Source organism: Streptomyces sp. W16 (assembly GCF_033194735.1).
Taxonomy (GTDB): domain Bacteria; phylum Actinomycetota; class Actinomycetes; order Streptomycetales; family Streptomycetaceae; genus Streptomyces.
This window is the reverse complement of record NZ_JAWOAI010000179.1, coordinates 1-17,697: the sequence shown is the minus strand read 5'-3', so window position 1 is coordinate 17,697 and position 17,697 is coordinate 1. Positions and strand designations below refer to the sequence as shown.

Here is a 17,697-nt window from a genome sequence, read left to right as displayed (position 1 = left end):
GCGCGCACCCATCCCGACCATGTGCAGCGGATCCTGACGGAACTCGCCGCTACGACGTCCTCCGCGCTGCGCGAGATGAAGGGCACGGTGGGTCTGCTGCGCCGGGCCGGCGATCCCGGCACACCGCTGGCCCCGAGCCCGGGGCTGGCCCAACTCGCCGAGCTGACCGGCGCGTTCGCCGGCGCCGGACTCACGGTCACCGTCACCACGGAGGGTCAGCGGCGCCCGCTGTCGGCCGGGGTGGACCTGACGGCGTACCGGATCGTGCAGGAGGCGCTCACGAACGTCGGCAAGCACGCCACGACCGAGTCGGCACATGTGCGTCTGCGCTACTCCCACGACCGTCTGACCGTCACCGTGTCCGACGACGGAGCGGGTGCGACGACCGTCCCGGCGCCGCCCCCGGGCCAGGGTTTCGGGCTGATCGGGATGCGGGAGCGCGCCCGGTCGGTCGGCGGTGCCCTGCGGGCCGGACACCGGGTCGGGGGCGGCTTCGAGGTCACCACCGAACTGCCGCTGTACCCCAGCGCCCCGGAACCGGAAGAAAGAACCCCATGACCATCCGTGTGCTGCTCGCCGACGACCAGGCCCTGCTGCGGGCCACCTTCCGGATCCTGATCGACACCTGCGAGGACATGGAGGTGGTCGGCGAGGCGGCCGACGGCGCCGAGGCGATCTTGCTGGCCGGTGAACTCCGCCCCGACCTCGTCCTCATGGACGTCCGCATGCCAGGCACCGACGGACTGACCGCGACGACCGCCATCTGTGCCGACCCGGCGCTGTCCGGCGCACGCGTCCTCATCCTCACCACCTTCGAGGTCGACGAGTACGTGGCACAGGCGCTGCGGGCGGGAGCAAGCGGTTTCCTCGGCAAGGACGTCACCGCCGAGGCGCTGCTCTCCGGCATCCGCACGGTCGCGTCCGGCGAGTCCCTGCTCTCCCCGCTCGCCACCCGCACCCTGATCACCCGTTTCCTGGCCACACCCGCGCCGGGCGCCCGGCTGGCGACGCCCGACCGGCTCGGCGTCCTCACCGCCCGGGAACGCGAGATCATGGCCATGGCGGCCGAGGGGTACTCGAACGACGAGATCGCCGAGAAGCTGTACGTCAGCCCGCTGACCGTCCGCACCCATGTGCATCGCGCCATGACGAAGCTGGACGCCCGCGACCGGGCCCAACTCGTCGTGATGGCCTACCAGTCGGGGCTGGTGCAGGCGCCGCCACCGTCCGGCCCGGCGCTCTGACGGAGCGCCCGTTCAGGGGAACCCTCCGCCGAAGAGGCGTGCCGCCCCCGCTCGCCGTCGACACCTGTGCCGTGCCCCTCCCCCACATCGCACCCATGCTCGCCACGCCCGGCGCCCTCCCGCCCGCCGGACAGGACACCCGCTGGGCCTACGAGACCAAGCAGGACGGCCAGCGCGTGCTGATGTACCTCCCCGGCGACGGCAGTGTCCTCCTGCGCGCCCGCTCCGGTGCGGACATCACCGGCGCCTATCCCGAACTCCTGCCCCTGGGCCGCGTGTTGGGTTCCACGCCGACGATCCTGGACGGTGAGGTGCTGGCTCTGGACGAACAGGGGCGCGCCGACTTCCAGTTGCTGCAGAACCGGATGGGCCTGACCGGATCGCCCGCTCTGGCGGCGCACCGGGCCGCCAACACCCCTGTCCATCTGGTGCTGTTCGACATCCCGCACCTCGACCGGCCGCTCCTCGCCCTCCCCTACGCCGACCGCCGCGCCGAGCTGGAGCGACTGGGCCTGCACGGCCCGAACTGGTCAACTCCCGCCGCGCTCACCGGACATGGCGCCGAGGCGCTGCGGGCCACCCGGGAACACGGACTGGAGGGCCTGGTCTGCAAGCGGCTGGATTCGGGGTACGAGCCCGGGATGCGTTCCCGGGCCTGGATCAAGATCCGCAACCTGCGCAGCGAGGACGTGCTCGTCGGCGGGTGGGTGCCTGGCAAGGGGCGGTTGTCGGGCCTGCCGGGCGCGGTGCTGGTGGGGCAGCGCGCGGCCGGGCGGCTGCGGTACGTCGGCAATGTGGGCACGGGCTGGAGCGAGGCCGAACGTACCGAACTCGCCGCGCTGTTGCGGGCCGCCGGCACCGACAGCTGCCCCTTCGATCCGGTACCGGCGGTGGCCGGGGCGCGCTGGGTGGTGCCCCGGCTGGTCGGCGAGGTCCGCTACAGCACCCGTACCCGGGCCGGGATGCTGCGTCAGCCGTCCTGGCTGCGGCTGCGCCCCGACCTGGCACCGGAGGAGTCGGCCGCCGACCTGCCGGAGAACCGATGAACTTGCGTAGATCAAGTATTGGGCGTCGTGTCACCATCGTGACACCTCACCCCCTTGGCGCGTACATGAAAAGTAGGGACTCTGAAAGCCCTTTCCATCCACAGCCGTTGGGCTGCGCCCGAAATGGAGGACGCAGTGTCGTCCCAGAAGTCCCGAACCCGCCGCGGAAGGTGGCTCGCCGGTCTCGGCGGTGCCGCCGTACTCGTCATCGCCTTCCCCTCCGCCGCCTTCGCCGCCCCGCCCGCGGCGCTGCCCGCGAACGCCGAGACGGCGGAGAAGACGTATCTTCCCGCCTTCGACTACGACACGGACGGCTGCTACCCGACGCCCGCGATCGGCCCCGACGGGACCATCAACGGCGGCCTCAACCCGACGGGTTCGCTCAGCGGCGAGTGCCACGACGCCTCGGACCTCGACAACACCAACAGCTACTCGCGCTACAAGTGCAACAACGGCTGGTGCGCGTACATGTACGGCCTGTACTTCGAGAAGGACCAGGCCGTCGCCAACTCCAGCATCGGCGGGCACCGCAACGACTGGGAACACGTCGTGGTGTGGGTGCAGAACGGCACGATCCAGTACGTGTCGACGTCCAACCACGGCTCGTTCACCGTGCACGCGGCCTCCGACGTCCGCTTCGACGGCACGCACGCCAAGATCGTCTATCACAAGGACGGCATCGGCACGCACGACTTCCGACTGGGGAACGCGAACGACGAGCCGCCGGAGAACGACAAGCACACCTGGCAGTACCCGCCGCTCGTCGGCTGGAACGGCTACCCGGCGGGCCTGCGCGACAAGTTGAGCGCCTACGACTTCGGCAGCGCCAACTTCGGACTCAAGGACGCGAACTTCGTGGCCCACCTGACGTCGGCCGAGCCGTCCGGAATCGCGTTCGACCCGGCCGCCTGACAGTACCGTCGACAGGGCACCATCGTTCTCAGGGCTCCCGGGAGTCATCTCGACGCCGGGAGCCCGAGAGGACGGAACGTGGCAGCTGAACGCGGGATCTCGCGCAGGGCTCTGCTCATCGCCCTGGGTGTCGCCGGGGCGACGGCCATCCCTGCGGGTGCACAGGGCCCGGCCCCCGGGAACGGATACACCATGCCCACCCTCGCCTTCGACGACCCGGCCACCCAACGCCGGCTCGGCGCCCTGTACTCGTCCGCGCTCAGGTCCGTGTCCGGCGCCAACACCATCGGCGCGGACCGCTCCGTGTACGACAAGGCCGGCCTGCTCACCTACCCGCCCGGCACCGTCGTCCGCGCGGGCGGCGGCTATCCCGCGCCGCAGCGCTGGACACGGGACGCGGCCGTCAACACGTGGAGCGGGGTCAGCCTGCTGGCACCGGAGGTCGCCCGCAACACCCTGTGGTCCGTGGTCGACCGCGCACGGGACGGGCTCGTCGTCCAGCAGGACAACCAGTGGTGGGACCAGATCGTGTGGGTCCTGGCCGCGCACCACCACTACCTGATCACCGGCGACCGTCACTTCCTCGCCCAGGCGCACGACACGTCCGCGCGCACCCTCGCGGCCCGCCGCGCCCAGCACCTCAACCCGTCGCTCGGTCTCTTCGAGGGCCCGGGCTTCATGAACGACGGCATCTCCGGCTACCCGAGCCCACCCGCCTCGACATCGGTCCACTCCTCCTTCGTCCTGGACCACCCGCACACCGACAAACTGATGTGCCTGTCGACCAACTGCCTCTACTACGGCGCCCATCTCGCCCTCGCAGCCATGTCCGAGGCCCTCGGCCGCCCCGTGCAGGCCGCCTCGCTGCGCTCGGACGCCGAGCACCTGCGCACAGCGATCGACCGGCACCTGTGGCGCGCGGACGCGGGCACCTACGGCTACCTCGTCCACGGCGAAGGCCCGCTCGCCGGGCACCTCGACACCTCTCAGGAGGGCGCGGGACTGGCCCTCGCCGTCCTCCTGGGCGTCGCCGACGGCGAACGGGCCGGCCGGATCCTCGACTCCACGCACTGGCAGCCGTACGGCATCGTCAACGTCTGGCCGCACTTCCCGCGCTTCGACGACCGGCGTCCGGGTCGGCACAACGTAATGGTGTGGCCGATGGTCCACGGGCTGTACGGCCAGGCCGCCGCCGACGCGGGCCGCACCGAACCGTTCGCCCTCGCCGTCGACACCCTCGCCGGCCTGATCGCCACGAGCGGTGGCTTCTACGAGCTGTACGACTCGGTGACGGGTGCCGTGGACGGCGGCTGGCAGGGCGGTGCCAGTGGGCATGCCGACCACTTCGTTTCGCAGCCCGACCAGACCTGGTCGGCGACGGCGTATCTGCGCCTGGTCCACGACGGGCTGTTCGGTCTGACGTTCACGGACGACGCCCTGCGGCTGCGCCCGTGTCTGCCCCCGTCCTGGGGCGCGGTGAGTCTGCGCGGGCTGCGGTACCGGGGCATGACGCTCGACGTGACGCTCAGCGGCGGCGGGAGCCGGGTGCGGTCGTGCACGGTCGACGGGCGGCCGGGGGAACCGGTCGTACCCGCTGATGGGACCGGTCACCGCACCCTGCACGTGGTGCTAAGCGACACGGCGTAACGCGTGCGTCACCTTCGCCCGGTGTCGGGGTCCGGTCCACGGCGGGGTGCCGGACGGTCTATCGTGTCGGCATGTCCGTGCCCGAACTGATCCGAATCGTCTCCCGCGACTCGCCCATGGCGCTGGCCCAAGTGGAGCGTGTCCGCGCCGAGTTGGCCGTCCTTCATCCGCAGGTGCGCACCGAGGTGGTGCCGGTGAAGACGACCGGCGACAAGTGGATGGGTGATCTGTCCGCCGTCGAGGGCAAGGGGGCGTTCACCAAGGAGGTGGACGCCGCGCTGCTCGCGGGTGAGGCGGATCTCGCGGTGCACTGCATGAAGGACGTGCCCGCCGACCGTCCGCTGCCGGCCGGTACGACGTTCGCCGCGTTCCTGAAGCGGGACGACATCCGCGACGCCCTGATCCACCCGGGCGGGCTCACCCTCGACGAGCTGCCAGCCGGTACCCGTGTCGGCACCTCCTCGGTCCGCCGGGTCGCGCAACTCGCCGCCACACACCCGGAGTTGGAGTGCGTGCCGTTCCGCGGCAACGTGAACCGGCGGCTGGAGAAGCTCGCGGCGGGCGAGGCGGACGCGCTGCTGGTCGCGATGTCGGGCCTTGAGCGCATCGACCGGTGCGATGTGATCACCGAGGTGTTGTCCGCCGAGGCGATGATGCCGCCGATCGGCGCGGGCATCCTCGCCCTGCAGTGCCGTGAGGGCGACACCGACGTCATCGACACGATCAGCGCTCTCGGTCACCCCGAGACGCATCGTGAGGCGACGGCGGAGCGCATGTTCCTGCATGTCCTCCAGGGGCACTGCAACAGCCCGATCGCCGGGTACGCCCAGGTCGACCGGAGCGGTGAACTGTCGCTGCGCGCCTGTGTGTTCACCCCGGACGGCAAGACCCGGCTGAACGCCCACGAGTGGGCGGGACGGCTTGACCCGGCGACGCTCGGCACGTCGGTGGCGGTGGCGCTGCTGCGGCAGGGCGCCCGCGAGATCATCGACGGCATCCCGCACTGACCCGGCGGCCCCGGACCCGCAGGTCTCAGGGGGTGCCGGGTTCCGCCTGGTCGCGGAGGAAGTTGCTGATCTGGTGCGCCAGGCCGTCCCGCCCGGCACCGGCCGCGACGGCCTCCTCGCACAGACCGATACCGCCCGCCCACAGGCGCCGTTCGGTCCACTCCTCCTCGACCCGCAGCTGCACCTGTACGTCGACCTGTGTCAGGGACGCCTCCGGGCCGGCCGCGTACAGGACGGCGGTGGCGCGGCGCAGCGGATAGACGTCGAAGCCCTCGATGAACTGCGAGCTGCGCCAGTCGATGAAGGCGCTCTCGCCGTCCGGGCCGACCCTGACGTCGATCTGGCCGTCCTCCAGGTGGATGCCGAGGTGTCGGGCGCCGCGGTTCTCGACGGTGACACGGAGAGTGAAGTAGGTCAGCCCTTCGGCCGCGTCGTCACGTCCGCGCGGCGGCTCGGCTGCCGCCAGGCTGTGGACGCGGACACGCAGACCGGCATGTTCGTCGTACTCGTGCCAGTCCCCGACCACGTTCGGCTCGTACACAGTCCACCCTCTCGGCCTCAGAGAGCTGCTTCCTATCTGTGTGCTCAGCGCACTGTCAAATGAGCAGAATGCGCTGTGGCCAGCGTTTTCGCCCGCTTGATCACTGATCAAGCCGTGCGCAGGAAGAATCCGGTTTCCGGCCACCGAACCGCGGTCGGCGGCGTGCCGCACATCACGTCCCCGGCAAGATCAGCGGGCCAGCCGTCCGAGCAGGGAGGAGGCGGCTGCGATGCCCAGTGCGGCGGCCACCAGCAGGACGGCGAAGTCGGTGCCCACATGCGACGGGGTGCCGAGCAGCAGCCCGCGCAGGGCGTCCACTTCGTAGCTGAGCGGGTTCGCCTTGCTCACCGCCTGCAGCCAGCCGGGCATGATCGCCACCGGGTAGAGGGCGTTGGAGCCGAAGAACAGCGGCATGGTGATCGCCTGTCCGAAACCCATCAGGCGGTCCCTGCTGAGCACGATGCCGGCGATGGTCATCGACAGACAGGAGAAGAAGGCCGAGCCGAGGATCACGATCGCCCCGACGCCGATCAGCTTCAGCGGGTTCCAGGTCAGCGCGACTCCGAGGATCGCGGCGATGACGACCACTACGACGGCCTGGATCAGCGACTTCACCCCGGCCGCGAAGGCCTTGCCGGTGATCAGTGCCGAGCGCGGGGTCGGGGTGACGAGGAGCTTGTTGAGGATGCCGGCGTCGCGTTCCCAGATGATCTGGATGCCGTAGAAGATGGCGATGAACATCGCGGACTGGGCGATGATGCCCGGGGCGAGGTAGTCGATGTAGGGGATGCCGCCGGTGGGGATCGCCTTGATGCGGGTGAAGGTCTGGCCGAATATCAGGAGCCAGAGCGCCGGTTGGACGGCTCGGGTGTAGAGCTCGGTGCGGTCGTGGCGGAGTTTCTGGAGTTCCACGGCGCACATCGCGATGACACGGGCGGGGATCAGACGCCAGCCGGCCCGGGGTTCGGGCGGGGTGAGCAGCAGGTTCAGGTCGTACTCGGGGGCCGGGTCAGCCGACGCGGTTCGCGGTGCGGCGGGTGCTTCGGACATCGCGGAAACCTCCTGACTGGTCTTCGAGACCGCTGCCGGCGATGTCCCGGAAGACGTCCTCAAGGGTGGGCAGCGGATCGGGGGCGGGGGCGCCGTCGGCGCGGCGGCGTTCGCCGAGACCCTCACGGAGCTGTTCCGGGGTGCCCAGGGCGCGGATACGGCCGCGGTGCATCAGGCCGACGCGGTCGCAGTACTGGTCGGCCTCGTCCATGTAGTGGGTGGTGACCAGGACGGTCATGCCGGTGGCCTCGCGCACGGCGTTGATGTGTTCCCACACGCTGGTGCGGGCTATCGGGTCGAGGCCGATGGTGGGTTCGTCGAGGATGAGCAGGCGGGGCGCGCTGACCAGGGCCTGCGCGAGTTCGAGGCGGCGGACCATGCCGCCGGAGTAGGTGTTGGCCAGCCGGTCGGCGGCGTCGGTGAGGTCGACCGCCCGCAGCGCCTGCGCGACCCGTGCGGCGCGTTCCTTGCGCGGGACGTCGAAGACGCGGGCGAAGAGAGCGACGTTCTCGCGGCCGGTGAGCCCGCTGTCGGCGGACAGCTGCTGCGGGACGTAGCCGAGCATGCGGCGGACGGACATCTGGTCCTTGGCCGTGTCGTGGCCGAAGACGTGGACCATGCCCGCCGGGACCGGCAGGAGGGTGGTGATACAGCGGATCGCCGTGGTCTTCCCGGCGCCGTTGGGGCCGAGCAGTCCGAAGACCTCGCCCTCCCCCACGGACAGGTCGAGCCCGTCCACCGCGGTGGTCTCGCCGAAGGAGTAGGCGAGCCGGGTGCAGCTGACGGCTGCGGGCCGCTCGCCGGCGGTGTCCTGCGTCATGAGTCCTCGGCCTCCTCGTGCAGATTGACGGCCAGTTGGTGCAGGGCCGGGATCGCCGCGCGCAGCGCGTCCCGGTCCGCCTGGTCGAGACGGTCGACCTGTCCGCGTACGAGGGCCGCGCGCCGCGTGTGCCAGTCGCCGAGGCGGGTCTTGGCCGTCTCGGTGAGCTGGAGGCGGGCGACGCGCCGGTCGGCGGGGTCCGTCTCGCGGATCATGAAGCCGTCCCGGACCAGCTGGTTGACGAGCGTCGACACCGAGTTGCTCGCCAGGAACAGCTCCTTGGCGGCGTCCGAGATGCCGATACCGGGCCGGACCTCGACCAGGCGCAACAGCTCCACCTCGGCGCCGCGCAGTCGCGGCATGGTCATCTCGCTGCGCAGTCGCCTGCGGATCAGCCGCTGGACACCGACGAGCGCGTCGGCCAGCTCTTCCGGGAAGTTCTCCGTCTCCACACCCCGAGATTACCTCTTTAGCAGAGGTAACTAACCCAAAAGGATGGTCAAGACACCCGCTCGGGAGGCAGCGGGAGCGATTCCGGTTGGACACTGAAGGGGAGACCGGTGGCCGCCGGTCCAGGAGATCGGAACGCGACTGCCATGAACCACGACAGGAATCCGTCCCTCGGCGAGCCGGACGCCGTCTCCACCCGCTCGATGTTCGGCGCCCCCTGCTGGGTGAGTCTCACCAGCCGCGACGTGGAGACCACCGAGGCGTTCTACGAGGCCGTCTTCGGCTGGAAGTGGCGCTCGGCCCGGCTCGGCGACCGCTTCCGGATCGCCACGGCGAACGACATCCCGGTGGCCGGCCTGGCCGCGGTCGCCTCCATGTGGCAGGTCGCGGTGGCCTGGACGCCGTACTTCGCCGTGCCCGACGCGGATGTGGCCACGGCCCGGGTCCGCGAGCGCGGCGCCACGGTCGCCGTGGGCCCGCTCTCCTTCCCGCCAGGACGTGCGGCCCTGCTCGGCGACCGGGACGGCGCGACCTTCGGGATCTGGGAGGGCGACCTCGTGGGCGGCTGGGAGACCTGGCGCCGCTCGGCCCCGGCCTTCGTCCGCCTGCACACCCGGGACGCCTTCGACGCGGCGATCTTCTACGGCGAGGTCCTCGACTGGGCGTCGGCGGACCCGGCGAGCTGCGAGGTCCGGTACGAGGGCGGTGAGGTCGTCCTGCGCAGCGGCGGGAATGTCGTGGCCCGGATCGAGTCGGGCGCCCTGGAGGCGGCGCCCGACCCGACCGTCCGCCCGCACTGGCAGGTCCACTTCGCGGTCGCGGACATCCGGTCGTGCGCCCGGGTCGCGGCATCGCACGGCGGGAGCATCCTGCGGGAGAACGACCACGAGGCCGTGCTGCGCGATCCGGACGGCGCCCAGTTCACGGTGACCTCGCGCGAGACCCCCTGACCCTCAGCGCCGGGCGGGCCGCGACAGCAGCACCAGGCCGCGCGCCTCGACCACCATCTCCGTGCCCGCCTTGTGCTCCGTCTCGTCCGGGGTCCCCTGCGGCTCGGCGGTGTCGATCAGGGTCGTCCAGCGCTCGCCGTAGGTGACGTCGGGCAGCCGGAAGTCGACGGGCTCCCAGTAGCTGTTGAGCAGGAGCAGGAAGGAGTCGTCGACGACCGGCCCGCCGTGCGGGTCGCGTTCGGCGATGGCGTCGCCGTTGAGGAAGACACCCACCGAGTGCGCGTCGGAGCGCTGCCAGTCCCGGTCGGCCATCTCGCGGGCGTCCGGCAGCAGCCACACCAGGTCGGGCAGCGGCTGTCCGGCGTGCACGGCGGTCTCGCCCCGGAAGAACCGGCGCCGGCGCAGCACGGGATGGGCGGCGCGCAGCCCGATGACGTACCGCGTGAACGCGGCGAGTTCGCGCTGCTCGTCGGTCAACTCCCAGTCGATCCAGGAGACTTCGTTGTCCTGGCAGTAGGCGTTGTTGTTGCCGCGCTGGCTGCGGCCGAGTTCGTCGCCGTGGCTCAGCATCGGGATGCCCTGCGAAAGGATCAGCGTGGCAAGGAAGTTGCGCTGCTGACGGGCGCGCAGTTCCAGCACGGCGGGATCTTCCGTCTCCCCCTCGACCCCGCAGTTCCAGGACCGGTTGCTGCTCTCGCCGTCCCGATTCCCTTCCCCGTTGGCCTCGTTGTGCTTGTCGTTGTACGAGACCAGGTCGCGCAGGGTGAACCCGTCGTGCGCGGTGACGAAGTTGACGCTGGCACGCGGTCGGCGCCGGCTGTGCTGGTACAGGTCGGAGGAGCCGGTGAGCCGGGACGCGAACTCACCGAGCGTGTGCTCGCCACCGCGCCAGAAGTCCCGTACGGCGTCCCGGTACCTGCCGTTCCACTCCGACCACAGCGGCGGGAAGTTGCCCACCTGGTAGCCGCCCTCCCCCACGTCCCACGGCTCCGCGATGAGCTTGACGCGGCTGATCACCGGGTCCTGCTGGATCAGGTCGAAGAACGCCGACAGCCGGTCCACCTCGTGGAACTGCCGGGCCAGCGTGGCCGCGAGGTCGAAGCGGAAGCCGTCGACATGCATCTCGGTGACCCAGTACCGCAGCGAGTCCATGATGAGCTGAAGGACGTACGGGTGCCGCATCAGCAGGCTGTTCCCGGTGCCCGTCGTGTCGTAGTAGTGGCCCCAGTCGCCGTCCACCAAGCGGTAGTAGGAGGCGTTGTCGATGCCCCGGAAGGACAGGGTGGGGCCCTTCTCGTTACCTTCGGCGGTGTGGTTGTAGACGACGTCGAGGACGACTTCGAGCCCGGCCGCGTGCAGCGCTTTCACCATGGACTTGAACTCGTTGACCTGCTGCCCGCGTTCGCGGTGCGCGGCGTAGGCGTTGTGGGGCGCGAAGAAGCCGATCGTGTTGTAGCCCCAGTAGTTGGACAGTCCGCGGTCCTGGAGCACTCCGTCCTGCACGAACTGGTGCACCGGCATCAGCTCGACGGCGGTCACGCCGAGCGAGACGAGATGGTCGACGACGGCCGGGTGCGCGAGTCCCGCGTAGGTGCCCCGGAGTTCTTCCGGGACCTCCGGGTGGGTACGGGTCAGCCCCTTCACATGGGCCTCGTAGATCACGGTGTCGGCGTACGAGCGCCGGGGCGGTCGGTCGTCGCCCCAGTCGAAGGCGGGGTCGGTGACCACGCCGAGCATGCCGTGCCCGGCACTGTCGCCGGGGTCGGGGTCGGCCGAACGCTCGTACAGCGAGGGGTCGTTGTCGATCTGCCCGTCCACCGCCCCGGCGTACGGGTCGAGGAGCAGCTTCGCCGGGTTGCAGCGGTGTCCGGCGGCCGGAGCCCACGGACCGTGCACCCGGTAGCCGTAGCGCTGCCCCGGGCCGGTGCCCGGCAGATAGCAGTGCCACACGAAGCCGTCGGCCTCGGTCAGCCGAATGTTCCGGTGGCTGCCGTCGTCCTCGACGAGGACGAGGTCGACGCGCTCGGCGACCTCGCTGAACAGTGCGAAGTTGGTGCCCTTCCCGTCGTAGGAGGCACCCAATGGATAGGGGTGCCCGCTCCAGACGGACACCCCTTTCCGGCGCGGGCTCGCGGTCACCGGGCGTCCTCCAGGACGCCGTGCGTCGGGCGGGCCGGCAGCGGGGCCGGTGCCTCGCGGGGAAGTTGCAGCATCTCCCGCAGGCGCGGCGCGGGTGTCCTCGGGACGCGCGGGACGCGTTCGCCGCTGCGGGCGCGCTGCGAGAACCAGATGACCTTGCTTCCGGTGTCGGTGGCGCAGCAGCCCCAGCCGTCGCTCATCGCGGCGATCCGGGTGAGGCAGGCGCGCAGGTCCTGGTCCGGGCGCAGATCGCGGTCGTTGTCGCCGATGGCTGTGATCAGGTGCTGGCCGTTCCACCAGAGCTCGATCGACGTGTACTTGTCCGTGGCGTGCTCGTCGATGGCCCGCAGCAGCAGCTCGGCGCCGCGGCAGACGGGGTCCACGAGGACCTCCAGGTCCCAGAGGCGGAGATGGGCGGCCAGGATGCGCCTGACCTGCCCGACCCGTTCCGGACTGACTTCCACGTCGAGGTGGTAGTAGCAGGGCACTGCGGTCTTCATCTTCGTTGGCTCCCTACCGGCGAAGCTCGCGCTTCCCCTCGCCCTGCGGGGCCGGGGCCCCGAACACGAAGCGTGAGCACTGATCGCTTCTGAGTCAGCTCCAGAGTGCGAGCGCTAGGCCATTCGTGCAACACGAGCGACCAGTGAGGTAGTTGAAGATCCAACAAGACGCTTGGTCATCACCTGTGCACCATGAGTGAAAGCCTCGACTGCCGTGACGGAGCCATGCCGCTCCGTGCACGGCCGCCACCCGACGGTCGGGAAACGCGGTCCGCCGAGGCGGAAGGTGAACAGCGCCATGCTGCTACCCGCCAAGGCCGAAGTGGCCCGCCAACTGCGGCGCTACCGGGCGTGGGAACGTGTGATGCTCGCGTCGCCGGGCGACCGGACGGTACGGGCCACCTTCGAGGACTCGGGCTACACCCTGTGCGTGCTGATGGGGAAGCGCTGCGCGCGCGAGGCCGCGGAAGCCGCCGAACGCTATCTGCGCAGCAGTGTGGGCTCGTACCTCCAGGAGCAGAACGGACGCCCCCGTACGACGGCCGTCGCACACCGCGGACCGCCCGTCGCCGTCGCCGTCGACCGGCGTTCCCCCGCGGGAAGGTAGTTCCCCCTTCCGGCGCAGCTTGGCCCCCCACCGGGTGAACAGCCCGGCCACGAGCACGGCGGAGGTGAGACCCAATGAACGCGACCCCGGCAGCCATCGGCCGCATTCCGGTACGTGACGTACAGCCGGCCGTGGACAGCGGTGCGCGCCCGGCGAAGGCGGTGGTCGGCGAGACGTTCGAGGTCTCCGCCACCGTGTTCCGCGAGGGCCACGACACGATCGGTGCGAACGTCGTTCTCCGGGACGAGAACGACCGTCCCGGCCCGTGGACCCCCATGCGCGAACTCGCCCCCGGCAGCGACCGCTGGGGCGCCGAGGTCACCCCGGACGCGACAGGCCGTTGGTCGTACGTCGTGGAGGCCTGGGGCGACCCCCTCGCCACCTGGCGCCGGGCCGCCCGCATCAAGATCCCGGCCGGCATCGACGTCGGCCTGATGCTGGAGGAGGGCGCGGAGCTGCACGCGCGCGCCGCCGCCGGGGTGCCCGAGGGCCCGGCACGGGCCGCGGTACTGGCCGCCGCTGAGACGCTCCGCGACGACTCACTGGCGGTGGGGACGCGGTTCGTGGCCGCGTTCACGCCTGAGGTGGAGGGGGTGCTGGAGCGGTATCCGCTGCGGGAGTTGGTGACGGCTTCCGCACCTCGCATGCTGTTGGTGGAACGGGAGCGGGCCCTCTACGGCGCCTGGTACGAGTTCTTCCCCCGCTCCGAAGGCACCGCCGAGTCCCCGCACGGCACGTTCCGTACGGCCGCGCGGCGTCTCGACGCGATTGCGGCGATGGGCTTCGACGTGGTGTATCTGCCGCCGATCCATCCGATCGGGACGGCCTTCCGCAAGGGCCCGAACAACTCGTTGTCCGCCGGGCCCGAGGATGTGGGTGTCCCGTGGGCGATCGGTTCGCCGGAGGGCGGGCACGACGCGATCCATCCCCAGCTGGGGACGCTGGAGGACTTCAACGCGTTCGTCGGACGCGCCGGTGAGCTGGGCATGGAGATCGCGCTCGACTTCGCCCTGCAGTGCTCGCCCGATCATCCGTGGGTGGACAAGCACCCGGAGTGGTTCCACCACCGCCCCGACGGCACCATCGCCTACGCGGAGAACCCGCCGAAGAAGTACCAGGACATCTACCCGATCGCCTTCGACCGGGACCTGGACGGGCTGGTCACCGAGACCGTGCGGGTGCTGCGGCACTGGATGGACCACGGGGTGCGGATCTTCCGCGTCGACAACCCGCACACCAAACCGGTGCTGTTCTGGGAGCGGGTGATCGGCGAGATCAACGGCGCCGACCCGGACGTGATCTTCCTGGCGGAGGCGTTCACCCGTCCCGCGATGATGGCCACGCTCGCCCAGGTCGGTTTCCAGCAGTCGTACACCTACTTCACCTGGCGCAACACCAAGCAGGAACTCACCGAGTATCTCAGCGAGTTGTCGGGCGAGGCAGCGGCCTACATGCGGCCCAACCTCTTCGTGAACACCCCCGACATCCTCCACGAGTTCCTCCAGCACGGCGGCCGGCCCGCCTTCGAACTCCGGGCAGTGCTGGCCGCCACCCTCTCCCCGACATGGGGTGTCTACAGCGGTTACGAACTATGTGAGAACACTCCGCTACGGCCCGGCAGCGAGGAGTATCTCAACTCCGAGAAGTACCAACTCCGCCCGCGCGACTGGGAGTCCGCCGAGCGAGAAGGACGTAGCATCGCTCCCCTCATCGCGTCGCTCAACGCGATCCGGCGTCGCCACCCGTCGCTGCGCCGGCTCAGGAATCTCCGCTTCCACCGGACGGACAACGACGCGCTGATCGCCTACAGCAAGACCACGGGCGTGGACACGGTTCTGGTGGTCGTCAACCTCGATCCGCACCACACCCAGGAGGCCACGGTCTCGTTGGACATGCCGCAACTCGGCCTGGAACCACACGAATCCATGTCGGTGCACGACGAACTGACGGGTGAGTCCTATCAGTGGGGCAGGACCAACTATGTGCGTCTGGAACCCGGCCGGGCTCCCGCGCACGTGTTCCACGTCCGGCGGTCCACACAGAGCGGAGGGTCAAGAGCTTCATGACTGTCAACGAACCGGTCCACGACACCTTCGAGGACACTCCCGCCAAGGACCGGGACCCCGAGTGGTTCAAACGCGCCGTCTTCTACGAGGTCCTGGTCCGCTCCTTCCAGGACAGCAACGGCGACGGCATCGGTGACCTCAAGGGCATCACCGCCAAACTCGACTACCTCCAGTGGCTCGGCGTCGACTGCCTCTGGCTGCCCCCCTTCTTCAAATCCCCCCTCCGCGACGGCGGTTACGACGTCTCCGACTACACCGCCGTCCTCCCCGAGTTCGGCGACCTCGCCGACTTCGTCGAGTTCGTGGACTCCGCCCACCAGCGCGGCATGCGCGTCATCATCGACTTCGTCATGAACCACACCAGCGACCAGCACCCGTGGTTCCAGGAGTCGAGAAAAGACCCCGACGGCCCCTACGGCGACTACTACATGTGGGCCGACGACGACAAGCAGTACCCCGACGCCCGCATCATCTTCGTCGACACCGAAGCCTCCAACTGGACCTTCGACCCCGTCCGCAAGCAGTACTACTGGCACCGCTTCTTCTCCCACCAACCGGACCTCAACTACGAGAACCCGGCCGTCCAGGAAGAGATCCTGGCCGCCCTCCGCTTCTGGCTGGACCTCGGCATCGACGGCTTCCGGCTCGATGCCGTGCCCTATCTCTACGCGGCCGAGGGCACCAACTGCGAGAACCTGCCCGCCAGTCACGATTTCCTGAAGCGCGTCCGCCGCGAGATCGACGCGATGTATCCGGACACGGTGCTGCTGGCGGAGGCGAACCAGTGGCCCGAGGACGTCGTCGACTACTTCGGCGACTACCAGAGCGGCGGGGACGAATGCCACATGGCGTTCCACTTCCCCGTCATGCCCCGCATCTTCATGGCCGTACGCCGGGAGTCCCGCTACCCGGTGTCGGAGATCCTCGCCAAGACCCCGGCCATCCCGTCGAGTTGCCAGTGGGGCATCTTCCTGCGCAACCACGACGAGCTGACCCTCGAAATGGTCACCGACGAGGAACGCGACTACATGTGGGCCGAGTACGCCAAGGACCCCCGCATGCGCGCCAACATCGGCATCCGCAGGCGACTGGCGACCCTGCTGGACAACGACCGCAACCAGATCGAACTCTTCACCGCCCTGCTCCTGTCCCTGCCCGGCTCGCCGATCCTCTACTACGGCGACGAGATCGGCATGGGCGACAACATCTGGCTCGGCGACCGCGACGCCGTCCGCACCCCCATGCAGTGGACGCCCGACCGGAACGCGGGCTTCTCCTCCTGCGATCCGGGGCGCCTCTTCCTGCCGACGATCATGGACCCCGTCTACGGCTACCAGGTCACCAACGTCGAGGCGTCGATGTCGTCGCCCTCCTCGCTGCTGCACTGGACCCGCCGCATGATCGAGATCCGCAAGCAGAACCCGGCGTTCGGCCTCGGCTCGTACACCGAACTCCCGTCGACGAACCCGGCCGTGATCGCGTTCCTCCGGGAGTACGAGGACGACCTCGTCCTGTGTGTGCACAACTTCTCGCGGTTCGCGCAGCCCACGATGCTCGATCTGCGGGAGTTCGACGGCCGGCATCCCGTGGAGCTGATCGGCGGGGTGCGTTTCCCCGCGATCGGTGAACTGCCATATCTGCTGACGCTCGCGGGACACGGCTTCTACTGGTTCCGGCTCTCGCGAGTCGCTTCCCGTATCGGCCGCCGACTTTGAGGATGTGCCGGAGAAAGGACGCGTCACCATGCCGAAGACCGCACCCCTCCGACTGAACAGCCCCGGCGTCGACCGGCCCCCGGCCACGCTCGCCGGGCTCCTGCGCGAATGGCTGCCCGGGCAGCGCTGGTTCGCCGGCAAGGACCGGCCGGTGGCCGACCTCGACGTGCTGTCCACGACGGAACTGTTCCCGGGCTGTCTCCATCTGCTGGTCCACGCCTCCCACACGGGAGTTCCCGCGCCGGGCGGCACTCCCCCGCCCGGCGACTGCTACCAACTCCTGCTCGGCGTACGGGAACACGTCTCGCCACGGCTCGCCCGGGCCTTCATCGGCCGCGTGCACGAAGGCCCGTTGGCCGGGCTCGCGGTGTACGACGCCCTGCAGGACCCACGGTCGGCGGAACTGCTGCTGGAGCGGCTGCGGCACCCCGGTTCGGCGGGTCCCCTGCGCTTCGAGGCGCACCCGTCGATGTCGGTGCCCGCCGGGCTCGCACCCCGGCTGCTGGACGCCGAGCAGTCCAACTCCTCGCTGGTGTACGGCGACCGGTTCATCCTGAAGGTGTTCCGGCGCATCCAGCCCGGCATCAACCCGGACCTGGAGCTGCCGGGGGCGCTGGCGGCGCAGGGCTGCACCCGGGTACCGGCACCGGTGGCGTGGTTCCGGACGGCGGAACCACGGGCCGCCACTCTCGGTGTGCTCCAGCCGTTCCTGCCGGACGCCTCCGACGGCTGGGCGCTGGCGCTGCGCGCACTCGCCGCCGGTGACGAATTCACCACCGAGGCACACGAGTTGGGGCAGGCCACAGCCGACATCCATCTCGCGCTGGCCGCGGCTTTTCCGTCCAGCGGCGAGCCCGTCGCCGAGACCGACCGTACGGAGACCGTGACGGAGACAGCGGCTGCGATGACCGAGCGCCTGGAAGCCGCCGCGCACTCCGTTCCCGCGCTGCGGCCGTTCGTGCCGGGGCTGCGGACCGCGTTCGGCGCGCTGGTGGGCCGTGAC

General features: G+C 70.1%; 17 protein-coding genes. 11 read left to right on the top strand and 6 right to left on the bottom strand.

The annotated features are described in order from the left end of the window. From R6V09_RS23765 to hemC, 6 genes are all read left to right on the top strand, one after another. Positions 1-558, top strand: a 558-nt coding sequence (locus R6V09_RS23765; RefSeq protein ID WP_317883457.1) for a sensor histidine kinase, incomplete at its 5' end; no start/stop codon positions are given. Then, on the top strand, positions 555-1,244 hold the full coding sequence (locus R6V09_RS23760) for a response regulator transcription factor (protein WP_317883456.1): 690 nt from the start codon (positions 555-557) through the stop codon (positions 1,242-1,244). The genes R6V09_RS23765 and R6V09_RS23760, both read left to right, overlap by 4 nt. A gap of 71 nt (positions 1,245-1,315) precedes the next feature. Then, positions 1,316-2,290 (top strand): ATP-dependent DNA ligase, encoded by a 975-nt coding sequence (locus R6V09_RS23755; protein WP_317883455.1) that lies wholly within the window; start codon positions 1,316-1,318, stop codon positions 2,288-2,290. Positions 2,291-2,413: 123 nt separating this feature from the next. After that, on the top strand, positions 2,414-3,202 hold the full coding sequence (locus tag R6V09_RS23750; protein WP_317883454.1) for an NPP1 family protein: 789 nt from the start codon (positions 2,414-2,416) through the stop codon (positions 3,200-3,202). 78 nt (positions 3,203-3,280) lie between these two features. After that, on the top strand, positions 3,281-4,849 hold the full coding sequence (locus R6V09_RS23745) for an MGH1-like glycoside hydrolase domain-containing protein (RefSeq protein WP_317883453.1): 1,569 nt from the start codon (positions 3,281-3,283) through the stop codon (positions 4,847-4,849). A gap of 71 nt (positions 4,850-4,920) precedes the next feature. Beyond that, positions 4,921-5,856: a hydroxymethylbilane synthase gene (hemC, locus tag R6V09_RS23740; protein ID WP_317883452.1), complete on the top strand. Its 936-nt coding sequence runs from the start codon at positions 4,921-4,923 to the stop codon at positions 5,854-5,856. 25 nt (positions 5,857-5,881) lie between these two features. Here hemC and R6V09_RS23735 read toward each other — a convergent pair whose 3' ends face one another. The 4 genes from R6V09_RS23735 to R6V09_RS23720 form a co-directional block, all read right to left on the bottom strand. Next, positions 5,882-6,397, bottom strand: a complete 516-nt coding sequence (locus R6V09_RS23735) for a hypothetical protein (RefSeq protein WP_317883451.1) — start codon at positions 6,395-6,397, stop codon at positions 5,882-5,884. 189 nt (positions 6,398-6,586) lie between these two features. Then, on the bottom strand, positions 6,587-7,447 hold the full coding sequence (locus R6V09_RS23730; RefSeq protein ID WP_317883450.1) for an ABC transporter permease: 861 nt from the start codon (positions 7,445-7,447) through the stop codon (positions 6,587-6,589). Further along, complete coding sequence (locus tag R6V09_RS23725; protein WP_317883449.1) at positions 7,407-8,267, bottom strand: ABC transporter ATP-binding protein; 861 nt, start codon at positions 8,265-8,267, stop codon at positions 7,407-7,409. The genes R6V09_RS23730 and R6V09_RS23725 overlap by 41 nt, the downstream gene beginning before the upstream one ends. Then, on the bottom strand, positions 8,264-8,719 hold the full coding sequence (locus tag R6V09_RS23720; RefSeq protein ID WP_317883448.1) for a MarR family winged helix-turn-helix transcriptional regulator: 456 nt from the start codon (positions 8,717-8,719) through the stop codon (positions 8,264-8,266). The genes R6V09_RS23725 and R6V09_RS23720 overlap by 4 nt, the downstream gene beginning before the upstream one ends. Before the next feature lie 144 nt (positions 8,720-8,863). Here R6V09_RS23720 and R6V09_RS23715 point away from each other — a divergent pair, with 144 nt between their 5' ends. Continuing rightward, on the top strand, positions 8,864-9,667 hold the full coding sequence (locus R6V09_RS23715; RefSeq protein ID WP_317883447.1) for a VOC family protein: 804 nt from the start codon (positions 8,864-8,866) through the stop codon (positions 9,665-9,667). 3 nt (positions 9,668-9,670) lie between these two features. Here R6V09_RS23715 and glgX read toward each other — a convergent pair whose 3' ends face one another. Together glgX and R6V09_RS23705 are read right to left on the bottom strand one after the other, a co-directional pair. Further along, entirely contained in the window at positions 9,671-11,806 is a 2,136-nt protein-coding gene (glgX, locus tag R6V09_RS23710; RefSeq protein ID WP_442810115.1) for a glycogen debranching protein GlgX, read from the bottom strand. Continuing rightward, positions 11,803-12,306: a pep a2 gene (locus R6V09_RS23705; protein ID WP_317883446.1), complete on the bottom strand. Its 504-nt coding sequence runs from the start codon at positions 12,304-12,306 to the stop codon at positions 11,803-11,805. Before R6V09_RS23705 ends, glgX begins: the two co-directional genes overlap by 4 nt. Positions 12,307-12,604: 298 nt before the next feature. On the opposite strand from R6V09_RS23705, the gene R6V09_RS23700 reads away from it, so the two are divergent. The 4 genes from R6V09_RS23700 to R6V09_RS23685 form a co-directional block, all read left to right on the top strand. Further along, positions 12,605-12,913: a DUF5133 domain-containing protein gene (locus R6V09_RS23700; protein WP_317883445.1), complete on the top strand. Its 309-nt coding sequence runs from the start codon at positions 12,605-12,607 to the stop codon at positions 12,911-12,913. 74 nt (positions 12,914-12,987) lie between these two features. After that, complete coding sequence (locus tag R6V09_RS23695) at positions 12,988-14,979, top strand: alpha-1,4-glucan--maltose-1-phosphate maltosyltransferase (protein WP_317883444.1); 1,992 nt, start codon at positions 12,988-12,990, stop codon at positions 14,977-14,979. Continuing rightward, positions 14,976-16,694 (top strand): maltose alpha-D-glucosyltransferase, encoded by a 1,719-nt coding sequence (gene treS / locus R6V09_RS23690; RefSeq protein ID WP_317883443.1) that lies wholly within the window; start codon positions 14,976-14,978, stop codon positions 16,692-16,694. Before R6V09_RS23695 ends, treS begins: the two co-directional genes overlap by 4 nt. Before the next feature lie 28 nt (positions 16,695-16,722). Continuing rightward, on the top strand, positions 16,723-17,697 hold a 975-nt coding region (locus tag R6V09_RS23685), incomplete at its 3' end, for a maltokinase N-terminal cap-like domain-containing protein (RefSeq protein WP_317883442.1).